General features: G+C 42.9%; 14 protein-coding genes. 6 read left to right on the top strand and 8 right to left on the bottom strand.

Annotated elements, in window-relative coordinates; genetic code table 11:
* Positions 1 to 122: 122 nt before the first annotated feature.
* The 4 genes from KAU88_01340 to KAU88_01355 all read right to left on the bottom strand — a co-directional run bounded on the left by KAU88_01340 (position 123) and on the right by KAU88_01355 (position 2,359).
* Positions 123 to 704: an RNA-processing protein gene (locus tag KAU88_01340; GenBank protein MCK4477158.1), complete on the bottom strand. Its 582-nt coding sequence runs from the start codon at positions 702 to 704 to the stop codon at positions 123 to 125.
* On the bottom strand, positions 691 to 1,488 hold the full coding sequence (locus KAU88_01345; protein MCK4477159.1) for a serine protein kinase RIO: 798 nt from the start codon (positions 1,486 to 1,488) through the stop codon (positions 691 to 693). The genes KAU88_01340 and KAU88_01345 overlap by 14 nt, the downstream gene beginning before the upstream one ends.
* A gap of 145 nt (positions 1,489 to 1,633) precedes the next feature.
* The gene (locus KAU88_01350; GenBank protein ID MCK4477160.1) at positions 1,634 to 1,930 is read right to left on the bottom strand and encodes a DUF424 family protein; all 297 of its coding nucleotides are present in this window, start codon (positions 1,928 to 1,930) and stop codon (positions 1,634 to 1,636) included.
* A gap of 21 nt (positions 1,931 to 1,951) precedes the next feature.
* Positions 1,952 to 2,359 carry a translation initiation factor IF-2 subunit beta gene (locus tag KAU88_01355; GenBank protein ID MCK4477161.1) on the bottom strand — a complete coding sequence of 136 codons (408 nt, stop codon included), beginning with the start codon at positions 2,357 to 2,359 and terminating at the stop codon, positions 1,952 to 1,954.
* A 98-nt stretch (positions 2,360 to 2,457) separates the two neighbouring features.
* Here KAU88_01355 and KAU88_01360 point away from each other — a divergent pair, with 98 nt between their 5' ends.
* The 6 genes from KAU88_01360 to KAU88_01385 all read left to right on the top strand — a co-directional run bounded on the left by KAU88_01360 (position 2,458) and on the right by KAU88_01385 (position 7,344).
* A complete protein-coding gene (locus KAU88_01360) occupies positions 2,458 to 2,871 on the top strand; it encodes a cob(I)yrinic acid a,c-diamide adenosyltransferase (GenBank protein ID MCK4477162.1) in 414 nt (137 codons plus the stop codon).
* Positions 2,844 to 3,047 (top strand): hypothetical protein, encoded by a 204-nt coding sequence (locus KAU88_01365; protein ID MCK4477163.1) that lies wholly within the window; start codon positions 2,844 to 2,846, stop codon positions 3,045 to 3,047. Before KAU88_01360 ends, KAU88_01365 begins: the two co-directional genes overlap by 28 nt.
* A complete protein-coding gene (locus KAU88_01370) occupies positions 2,996 to 3,763 on the top strand; it encodes a nucleoside phosphorylase (GenBank protein MCK4477164.1) in 768 nt (255 codons plus the stop codon). Before KAU88_01365 ends, KAU88_01370 begins: the two co-directional genes overlap by 52 nt.
* A gap of 47 nt (positions 3,764 to 3,810) precedes the next feature.
* Complete coding sequence (gene gcvPA, locus KAU88_01375; protein MCK4477165.1) at positions 3,811 to 5,211, top strand: aminomethyl-transferring glycine dehydrogenase subunit GcvPA; 1,401 nt, start codon at positions 3,811 to 3,813, stop codon at positions 5,209 to 5,211.
* On the top strand, positions 5,211 to 6,749 hold the full coding sequence (gene gcvPB, locus KAU88_01380; protein MCK4477166.1) for an aminomethyl-transferring glycine dehydrogenase subunit GcvPB: 1,539 nt from the start codon (positions 5,211 to 5,213) through the stop codon (positions 6,747 to 6,749). Before gcvPA ends, gcvPB begins: the two co-directional genes overlap by 1 nt.
* A 346-nt stretch (positions 6,750 to 7,095) precedes the next feature.
* Positions 7,096 to 7,344, top strand: coding sequence for a MoaD family protein (locus tag KAU88_01385; protein ID MCK4477167.1), 249 nt, complete (start codon positions 7,096 to 7,098; stop codon positions 7,342 to 7,344).
* Between the two features lie 17 nt (positions 7,345 to 7,361).
* On the opposite strand, the gene KAU88_01390 is transcribed toward KAU88_01385, so the two are convergent.
* The 4 genes from KAU88_01390 to KAU88_01405 form a co-directional block, all read right to left on the bottom strand.
* The gene (locus KAU88_01390) at positions 7,362 to 8,246 is read right to left on the bottom strand and encodes a GNAT family N-acetyltransferase (GenBank protein ID MCK4477168.1); all 885 of its coding nucleotides are present in this window, start codon (positions 8,244 to 8,246) and stop codon (positions 7,362 to 7,364) included.
* A gap of 220 nt (positions 8,247 to 8,466) precedes the next feature.
* The gene (locus tag KAU88_01395; GenBank protein MCK4477169.1) at positions 8,467 to 9,408 is read right to left on the bottom strand and encodes a hypothetical protein; all 942 of its coding nucleotides are present in this window, start codon (positions 9,406 to 9,408) and stop codon (positions 8,467 to 8,469) included.
* 317 nt (positions 9,409 to 9,725) lie between these two features.
* Positions 9,726 to 10,145: a hypothetical protein gene (locus tag KAU88_01400; protein MCK4477170.1), complete on the bottom strand. Its 420-nt coding sequence runs from the start codon at positions 10,143 to 10,145 to the stop codon at positions 9,726 to 9,728.
* Positions 10,146 to 10,265: 120 nt separating this feature from the next.
* A partial coding sequence (locus KAU88_01405; protein ID MCK4477171.1) for a transcription initiation factor IIB occupies positions 10,266 to 11,114 on the bottom strand: 849 nt, incomplete at its 5' end.

Raw genomic sequence — 11,114 nt, forward strand, 5'->3', positions numbered from 1 at the left:
TGTTGCGTGCAAAAATATATCTTTTCATAACTGATGAAGCAATTTTCTGTGGTGGCTTGGGTTTTTGGGTTGTTTGCCGCCTAGATTGAGCCAAAGAAGCATACATGCGGACGCTTTGCGCTTCAAATTTTCTCGTAGGGTCTTTTCCACAGCTCCATCTTTTTTTTCTTCAACTCTCTCCTCTTTGCGTGCAAAAATCTATACACCGAGCTGTGCAAACGTCCGCGAATAAACATCTCTATAGCTTGTCGAGCAATTTCAGCCTCTTCAATGGCGCCAATAATGCTAATTGTATGGCCATACACTGACACATAGGCGTCCGTCAGTTCCTCAATGAATCTCCTAGTCTTTCCCTCTCTACCAATAATTCTCCCACTCAACCGCTTAATGTCAGACTCCGATTTTCCGACAAAATCTCTCAAATCAATAATTATTAGCATAGCCTCCTCGTCATCCAAGAGCCTTCCAGCTTTCTCTGGAGAGAAACCTCTGCCAATGGCCAAAACGACTTCTTTTGCCCTGAAAAGCATTGAGGGATCGGCTGTTTTGGGCGCAAGGTTGATGCTTACGTCGCCACTTTCACTGTTGACTTCAAGCCGTATCCCAAGTTTTCTTTCAATAAGCTCTTTTGTGGACGCATTCGGGCCAATGAGAGCACCTATACGGCTTTTGGGGATTTTCACAAAAGTGCTAGGCCTTGCCATTCTCTATGACTTTCCTGTACATCTCATCAACTGATAATACTCTTACTCCTAGCCTTTTGAAGTATCGGTTAAGATTCTGCAGGTCACGTTTAAGAAAAGTGGTTGCCATGGGATGGGAAAGAAGGACAGCCTGTGCCATGTCGAAAAGAATCGGTTTGCCTCTCCATACCATTACGTTGTATTCACTTATGTCGCTGTGAACCAGTTCTGCTCTCTGGTAGAGTCTTCTGACATATTCCAAGAGCTCATTGTAAATGAATCCGGGATTTTTAGGAGGCAATTCTTTCAATTCTGGGGCGGGATAACCATTTTTACCTATGAATTGCATTACTAACACGTTTTTTCTTATTGCAATAGGTCTAGGAACTTTGACTTTTGCTCTTAGAGCTAGGTGCAAGTTTTTGAATTCTTTCGTTGCCCACAAAAAAACTAGGGATCGCGTGTCATGTCTTACATGCTTAAATCTGGGATCGCCTTCGATGTATTGGAGTTTGCCTTTTTTGAACTCTGCTGCTACTGTTAAATAAATCTTGATAGCCAGCTCTTTTCCATCTCGATCTTTTCCCCAATAAATTCTAGCCTCTTTTCCAGCTTTTACAACGCCGTGGATTTCGTCTATTGTCCCTTTGTTTAAGAGCTCATATATCGTCATAAGAGTGGATTTGTCGAATACTTCTTCCATAACCATTCGTTCGGATGAAAGGTCTTTACGCAGCAACCGTTGCTCCCGCTCGTAACGGTCTTCCTTGTGGGCAAGGCGTTTCATTGCTTTGCGTTCAGACATCCCAAATTCCCTTTTTTCTGTCATCTTATTGGACAAGGATTCTTATAAATTGGGTGAATCGCGTCTCTTGCCATGTCAAATCTGAACTGACCTCAAAAAGGCTCTGTTCCATTCCTTAAATAAGTGTTGCTTTAGTATATTTCATCTATACTTTCACAATTTGAGCGTGGGGAACGCCTGCAATCTCTAGAACAGCATCTGGATGCACTAGACCCTTTTCTACAGCTTTTTTAACAATTCTTCGTCCAATCATGTTAACTATAGTTGATTGCTGAATCAAGTCTACAGCCTCTTCTAGGCTGACTAAGGCGCCCTTGTAGAATTCTTCGCGGATGTGGAAGACTATTTTCCCTTGTTTCAAAGTTTTACCTAACATGTTAGCATCGCACATTGCCAGCAGGATACATTCGCTCCGTCTCTGCAGGTTTATGTAAACGTCCAATGTTTTTTCGCTTCTATGAGCTTAGACTGCTTTTACTGATGATTTTGCGCCACACGCCTCACACACTAAAAAGAAGAGCCGCTTCTCTTTCACGATTCTCGTATCTGGACGCTTGCAAACAGGACATATGACGAAGTTTTCAGTGTATATGCGTACTAAGCGTTCAAGTGTATTATGGGGGAACTTACCCTGAAAAGTGGCACGTGTCTCTTCCAAGGTGGCAGCTGTAGCCATTTCATTTGTCAAAAATTTCATCAAATGACGTGGGTCGCGATTTAGTGTGTCTGCGATTTCCTTGAAGTTACGGATGTACGTGCGCATACCGATTACAGAGGAACGCACTCTAGGAATTTCAAAGCGTTGCCCAGTGTCTTTTTCCTGTGGAAGTTGAGATTGAGCACGCTTTAGAAGTTCTTTGTAGCTTTTCATCATCGATGCCTCCATGTTCAGTTGCTTAAGGAGAAGGAAATGGAGTTTAAAAGCTTTTAACAGTTTATTGGATAACTTCAGTTGTGAATGTGTATTTTATGGGTAACATATATCTTTATACAGGCACCAGCGGGGAAAAAACAGTTAACGCTCTGGGCTTGGCTTTGCGCTCAGTAGGTCACCACCACACCGTTGTCATAATTCAATTTTTAAAATGGTGGAAAAACACAGGCGAGTACAAGATGAGAAGCATGCTCAAACCCTACTATGAAATCTACCAGTTCGGACGTGAGGGGTGGCACGGACTAGGAAATCTGGACGAGAGGGATCGAAAACTGGTAAAGGAAGGGCATGCTTTCGCCAAAAGAATCGTCGAGGAAAAGAAGCCACATCTACTTGTCTTAGACGAGATTAACTTGGAGATTTATTGTAAACTTCTGGACGGGGGGGGGGAGAGAGAGAAACCATTGCTTTTCTGGATACCATGCCGAAGAAAACAGATGTTGTTCTGACTGGAAGATTTGCGCCAAGGGAGTTATTTGACAAAACGGATTTTGTTAATGAAATCATAGACATTAAATATCCTGAGGAGTTGATTTCTACAAAGGGCATCCAATACTGCGGAGAGAGCGAGTTATGGAAGACAATACGCCTATTTTTACTCCTCAAGATTTCTTACGATACGTAGCTTCTGTAAAGGACGTAAGTGTAGAAACATTCCAAATACCTCCACGAATGATCATAGTCTATCAGCGCCGCCACTTTGACTTTGTCAACCAACTCATTGAAGGTAAACCCGTTGAATGGTGGTGGTATGGCGACCGTTTACGTTTGCACGTTGGTTCTCTCAATAATATCCAAATCGTTGTGACAATGAACTTTGTTGGTTCCCCAGCCGCCGCAATGGTCTTCGAGGAACTCATTGCATGCGGTGCCAAAAGAATTTTCGAAGTGGGAATTTCAGGTGGAATACAACCTTTCTTGAAACCAGGCGATATTGTTGTTACTACTGAAGCAGTATGTGACGAAGGTACCACGTGCCAATATTTCCCAAACCAGCGAAGGTTTGTGACTTCTCCAATTTTAAAACGCTGTCTAACTGAAACCTTAAGCAGGAACCGTGTCAGCCACCATGCGGGCTCAGTTTTGACTACAGATGGTGTCTATAGAGAAACAAGAAGTAAACTAGCGAAGTTTCGGAAAATTGGGGTTTTGGCGATTAACATGGAAACTTCCGCCCTTTATGCCGTTGCGAAGCATCGAGGCGTAGAAACAGCTTCGGCACATGTAATCTCTGCCATTCTGAACGAGTCTGGATGGCAACCAGCCTTCAGCAAAAAGCAAGTTTTGAGCAACACAGAGATTCTATTGAAGATGGTTACAGAGGCGCTTTCAAAAGCTTAAAGACATAGTTTAGAGAATTCTTATTTCTCGTTTGCTGGTGCAAACTCTTGGCTGAGCCCTATACCCATCCTTATATTCCAAATTCGAAGCCGGAAATCAAAAAAGCAATGATGGAAGAAATTGGCATAGAAAACATCGACGAACTGTACTCTGATATTCCAAAACGATTTATGCTAAAACACAGGTTGAACCTGCCAAGCCCAACATCTGAATATGAAGTTAGACGCCACGTAGAGTCGCTATTGGCTAAGAACAAAACCTGCCAAGATATGCCTGTTTTTTTAGGTGCGGGGTGCTGGCCGCACTATGTACCTGCTGTGGTTGATAATATTGTTCAACGAACCGAACTTCTTACCTCTTACACGCCTTATCAACCTGAGATTTCTCAAGGTATGCTTCAATTACTCTTCGAATATCAAAGTATGATCTGCGAACTTACTGGCATGGATGTAGCTAACAGTTCCTTGTACGATTGGGCTTCAGCGCTAGGAGAAGCTGCGCGAATGGCCATGCGCATAACTGGTCGTCGAGAAATTCTGGTTCCCAAGGTTATTCACCCCGAACGCTACGCCACGTTGGAGACGTACATTGAACCGATAGGGATGGATGTTCAAAAAGTAGGTTACGAAAGAACAACTGGACAGTTGAACCTAGAAGATTTAGAGACAAAAATTTCTGACAAGACTGCATGTATCTACATTGAAAACCCTTCTTACTTAGGCTTTGTTGAAACGAAAGGCGAGGAAATTGCAGAAATCGCTCATAACCAAGGAGTCTTATTTATTGTCGGTGTCGACCCCATTTCACTTGGGGTTTTGAAAGCTCCTGGAAATTATGATGCAGACATTGTTATTGGCGAAGGGCAACCTCTCGGAAACCCTATGAATTTTGGCGGTCCTCTGCTCGGAATTTTCGCCTGTAGGGACGACATGTCAATGATTCGGCAGATGCCTGGGCGAATTATTGGCATGACTACCACTCGAGATGGAAGCAGTAAAGGTTTCTGCATGGTGCTTCAAACTCGTGAACAGCATATTCGACGGCAAAAAGCTACATCTAATATCTGCACTAATGAATCTCTATGCGCTGCTGCGTCTGCAGTTTATTTGGCGCTACTTGGACCCAACGGCTTGAAAGAACTCGGCGAAACTATTATGCTCAAGGCGCATTATGCTATAAAGCGTTTGTCAGAGATTGAAGGCATAAGTACACCTGTTTTCCAATCGCCCCATTTTCAAGAGTTCACTATAAACTTCGCCAAATGGCGTATTAGCGATGTACATGAAAGATTACTGAAACGTAATGTTCAAGGCGGAAAGGATATCTCAAAAGAGTTTCCAGAACTTGGTGAAATGGCACTTTACTGTGTCACAGAAGTGCATTCAAAAAAGGACATTGATGAATTAGCCGATATTCTGGAAGAAGTTCTGCGAAGAGGTGAGAATTGATGACAGATTTCAAGCAAGCACGCTGGAACGAACCTGTTATCTTTGAGCTTGGATGCAATAGTCGTAGAGGCTACATAGTGCCTAAGATTGAGAATTCTATTAGGCAAACGGTAGGCGACGTACAGACTTTGCTCCCTGAGAAAGTACGTCGCCAATCCCCTCCAGAACTGCCTGGACTATCAGAGGTTGAAGTTGTTCGTCACTTTACTAGGCTTTCTCAAATGAACTATTGTGTAGATTTAGGACTTTACCCTCTTGGAAGTTGCACGATGAAGTACAATCCAAAAATCAACGATCTCTTAGCTAGCTTGCCATCTTTGACTCAGCTCCATCCATACCAAAATGAGAAGAACGTGCAAGGCACGCTTGGAATTCTCTACGATCTAGGTAAGTGGCTCGCTGAAATTACAGGCACCTACGAAATCTCACTTCAACCTGCAGCAGGGGCGCATGGTGAATTTTTAGGCGTCCTCATAATGCGGGCTTTCCACAAGCTTAACGGGAACCTTTCAAACCGCACTGAGTTCATAATACCCGACTCTGCTCATGGGACTAATCCTGCGAGCGCCACAATGGCTGGCTTTAACGTAATAATTGTGCCTTCCAACAAAAGTGGATGCATAGATATTGAAGCGTTAAAAACAGCTGTTTCAAACCGAACAGCTGGTTTGATGCTAACCAACCCAAATACGTTGGGCATTTTTGAAGAAAATATCGGAGAAATCGCAGACATAATTCACGACGCTGGCGGGCTGCTTTACTACGACGGTGCAAACCTCAATGCAATTCTCGGCAAGGCCAAGCCAGGCGCAATGGGCTTCGACATAGTTCACATAAACATCCACAAGACCTTTGGCACGCCGCATGGTGGGGGAGGACCTGGTGCAGGGCCAATAGGTGTATCTGAAGAACTGGAAAAATTCCTTCCTGTCCCACGAATAGTTTTTGATGGTGAGAGTTATCATTTGGACTATGATAGGCCTAGTAGTGTTGGTAAAGTCAGAAGTTTCTATGGAAATGTGGCGGTTCTCCTCAGAGCATACGCTTACATACTTAGTTTAGGCGCAGAAGGATTGAAAGAAGCCGCAGAGGTTTCAGTGTTAAATGCAAACTATCTAGTTAAGAAGATGGAAGGAATCGGTGCTTATGAGCTGCCCTACGATGCAAAGAGGCCGAGGAAACATGAATGTGTATTCAGCGCGAAACCGCTTCAGAAAAGGAAAGGTGTAAGGGTCATAGACATTTCTAAACGGCTCCTTGACTATGGGATTCATGCGCCCACCACTTATTTTCCATTGATTGTGGAAGAGGCTTTGATGATTGAACCGACGGAATCTTTTGAAAGAGAGGAGCTTGACCGCTTCGTTGAAGCTATGCGGAAGATTGCTGATGAAGCAGAGGTTAACCCAGATTTAGTTTTGAGAGCGCCCAGAAACACTGCTGTTACGAGGTTGGACGAGGTAAAAGCTTCACATCCAAGAACCATGGTGCTAAGCTGGAAAATGTATAAGAAAAGAGGCTCTCAAAAAGCACTGTGAAGAAGTAATCTTATTGGACAAAATAGCTTTTACTCATTGAAAACCGAGTAGAATATTATTTAACAGCGTTGGGAGAAAGTTCGAAGTCGTTGCAGTGTCCAAAATCCTGAGATTGGGTCGACGTTTGCTGAGAAATGGCAGAGAATAAGAGGGAGAAAGGAGAAGCTAAGAATATTATCTTGCAGGTTTTGCATTTGGTTAATTTCCAAGTTACATTCGAACGTTCTCAGCGATGCTCAAGTTTTGACTTCTCTAGGAAGGTTTATGTTTAGATTTTCTACATTGACTTTTAAAGGTCGTATCTGTTTTGAAGGTTTCGGTGCGATTGTTTACGGTGTTGCGTGAATTGGCTCAAAAAGGTGGTGAGACCTTGGAATTCGATGTGGGATTCGTTACTGTCAAAGATGTCTTGGAAGAATTGGTGAGACGGCATGGGAAAGAGTTCAAAGACTACTTATATGATGAAAAAAGGAGGGTGCGGGAGCATTTGCAGTTGCTTGTTAATGGGAAGAGTGTAAGCTTGTCGGAGGAGTTGGAGACGCGGTTGAGGGAAGGAGACGAGGTAGCGATTGTTCCGCCTGTAGGCGGCGGCTAACTCTTTCTGCTTGCTGTTTATCGGTTTAGTTTCTTTTCATAGATTAGTTCAGTTGTGGGTTCTTCGCTGTTGAAGCCAATCTCAGTGAGAGCGGCGGAGATTATGGGTATGTTGCACGCGAAGGCGTAGACGTTTGTGATATCTTGTTGGCAGGAGTAGGTTTTGAAGAATCTTATCATGTCCCTGACGCCTTGGTGGTCACCATCGATATAACATGTCTGGAAGGCTTTTTCTTGCCACACGTTTTTTACGGTCTCGTCTATTAGAACTAAACCATCAATAGCGTCGTTGCTTTCGTGTATTATGGCTTTTTTGTTGACGATGAATCTAGCGAGGTCTTGGTTTTCCAGCGTTGCCCACGCAAACAGGATTGTGTAGAGGCCTGCGGATTTTGTGAATATGTCCGAATTTGTAAGGAACTTCCATATTTTCTCTGCATCGCTTCTCTGTGCCCACTTGCAGTTTTTTATTTTCTCAATTTGGAACCCTTTACATTCCATGATTAAGAAGTCTGAAACTTGTGCGAAGCCGAGTTTTTTGAGTGCTTTTTGGGCCACTTGGTTGTCAGAGTCTGTCGCAAGCATTGCTGTTTTGGCTCCTTTGGTCTTAGCCCATTTCAGGCAGGCTGTTGTTAATGCAGTAGCGATGCTTTTGCGTCTGTAGTCTGGGTCAGTTCTAGCGGCTTGCAGCCATGCTTCGCCAGGTTTTTGCAGTGAGACACGCATTATGCCTACGGGTTTGTTGTTTAGTGTGGCTGTGAGTAGTATGGCCTGTCTTTCCTTTAGCCATCTGTCCCAGACGTTGGTAATGTAGTCGCCCCAGTTGAACGTGTGTTCACAGAATTTGAAGACTGCTTCTTTGTCACTTTGTTGGGCTGGGCGTATTGTGGGTTGGTTCTGCATGGCTGAAAGAAGAGACTGTTCTATTGTATTTAAAAGTGGAGATTTCTAGTGTGCATCACCCTTAAACTAAGATCTGTATTTTAAGCTCTAGAATATTTGTCCAACTTTGTGTATGTGCAACTGCTGATCCTCTCCAGTTTTTGTATGGTTCCAAATGGAAGCCTAATGGAAGCCAAATGATTTATACACACGTAACTTCAACATCAAAGTTATGACTCTGTTATTTCTTGAACTCAAATGAACAGGCAGAGGCTGAAAAGCCCCATCCATAACCAAGCGTTAAAACAATGTCACCTTTTGCAAGTTTGTTTCTAGAAACTATTTTTTCAAGGATAAATGGCAAACTTGCTCCGGCTAAATTTCCATACTCCTTAAGCACTTCATGTGACTCTTCAAGTTTTTCAGGTTGAATCCCGTAGTGTTCAGCTATGAGGTTAAGTATCTTTTCGCTGCCGGTGTGGACTGCCAATTTTTTCGTGACTTTCATGATTTTTTCAACATGTTCTCCAACCAGTTTTCTAAGAACCAGAGAAATGTATTTGACGCCAAGTTCTGGAATTTCTCTGTCTAGGTGTGAGTAAAAGCCAAAATTGAATGGCTCGTTTAAGGCTGTCAGTCTGGTGTAACCAGCTAAATAATCCATCTTTTTAAAATTCGTGACTTCCACAATTTTATCAAAGGACAGGCCGCTTCCCTCATTTGACACAATGATGCTGGCTGTCCCGTCTCCAAAGAGGAAAAACTCCATGGTGGCAATCCATTTTCTCAACTCCATCTGCCTTCTATCTTTGTGCATTATCGAGTTAATTTTGCTGATTTCCATAATGTCTTTCATGCCTTGTACTTGATTATAAAACCAATATGAATTTACTCCAGAAATGCAAAGCAGAACGAAATCTCTTGGGTGCGCCGCAAGATAGTTTTGAGCGAGTTCAAGTGCTTTCGTGAAGGCTGTACACCCCATTCCTTGAACATTGACATGGTTAACATAAGGGTTAAAGCCAAGTTTCCGAATCAGAAGCTGGCTGAGACCTGGACACAAAAATGGGTTCACATCATAAGTTGCAATAAAATAATCTATTTCTCTAATAGAAAGACCTGCATTTTCGACAGTGTGCTTACAAGCCTCTAGGCAAAGGTTGACTAGGCCCGTTTCGCTCAAAATAGTCTCTGATTTTGAAGGTGAATCAGCATATTTGACTAGATGTCTATTTGAGACTCCTAAGTTCAGGATGTTCCTTTTAATACCATCAGGAATTTGGCATGGAAAGACTTCCATGAGTTCATCTGTTGAATACCTACTTTTAGGTGCGGCCGTTGATAACTGCAATATCTGCATGTCAGTAAGAAGGATGAACGGAATCATAAAAAGATTTATAATAATCAAGGGTGAATGAAAGAGAAAAAATAAGTTTTTATTTTTCGAAATTTCTTCATGGCGAAGCTAAGCGAACGCTTATTGAGGTAGACAATCGTTATTTAAGATTCCATTTCGCCAACGCCAAGTAACTGTTTTAGCGACTGCACTTCTTCTCTTAGCATTCCGATTTCGCTTTCCAAGGCACTAGCCTTAGCCTCAGCCATTTTTTTCAATCCGTCAATTTCCAATAGGAGGTTTGCTCGTTCTGTTCCTAAAGTTTTTAGTTTTTCTCTCAGGTTTTTCAGCGTATTCACAAGTTCTCCCTCGATTCCTTTAATCTTTTCCGCCACTCCTTTTATGCTTAACTCTTTTTTCTCTTCTCTTTTCCCGCCAGAACGGAATTTATTTCCACATTCTGGGCATTCAAACATTCCAAAAACAATCTCGGTGGTGCCACCCGGTTTTGAAGTCTTTCTCGAAATAGACCATGTCTTGAAAGGAACGCTGACTTCAGTTTCACACTTTGGACATTTAGCCAAGACTTGCAGCTCCAATATGATTAGGCAATATTTTGCTAAAATGCTTTGTTATCATAAAGGCTGGTTTGGTTCGTCATAGTGGCAACTTGTGCAAGAATCTAAAAAAAGAAAGGGTGAAGGTTATATGCTTATTACGAATGAGAGGCGTTCAGCGAGTTCTTTGTAACGGTTTCTTATGGTTACTTCTGTGACTTGCGCAATTTCGGCGATTTCTCGTTGAGTCTTTCTTTCTCCTGTTAAGACAGATGCGATGTAGCTTGCAGCTGCAGCGATACCTGTGGGGCCTCTTCCTGAAGTCAATCTCAACTCCTTTGCGGTTGCTAAGATCTTATGAGCTATCTCTTCCACTTTGCCCTGCATCGTCAACTGATTCGAAAACTTCGCGATATATTGACTTGGCTTAAGTGGTGGAATAAAGTAATCAAGTTCTTTGACGAGGAAACGGTAGCTACGGCCAACCTCCTTCTTGTTTATGTTTGAAGCTTGGGCAATTTCTTCCAAAGTTCTTGGAAGAGAACACTGCCTACAGGCAACATATATTGCAGCAGCAGTTACGCCTTGAATAGACCGACCGCGAATTAGACGTGCCTTTACAGCCCTTCGATAAATTACTGAAGCGGTTTCGAGAATGTTTTTGGGCAAGCTGAGGGCATTAGCAATCTTGCTAATTTCTGAAAGTGCAAAAGCCAGATTCCGTTCCGTAGCATCTGAAACTCGAATACGCCGTTGCCATTTTCTAAGACGATAAACCTGTGCCTTTTGGCCAGGTGAAAGACGCTTGCCATAAACATCTCGGTCGTGCCAGTCAATCACAGTGGATAAGCCTTTATCATGAATCGTATACGTCAACGGTGCACCTACACGTATTCTTTTAGCCCGTTGCTCATCGTTAAATGCCCTCCATTCAGGTCCCCTATCCTGAAGCTTTGCAGCAATGACAATACCGCAATCCATGCAAACAATTTCAGC

The sequence above is a fragment of the Candidatus Bathyarchaeota archaeon genome, from assembly GCA_023131225.1.
GTDB lineage: Archaea > Thermoproteota > Bathyarchaeia > Bathyarchaeales > SOJC01 > JAGLZW01.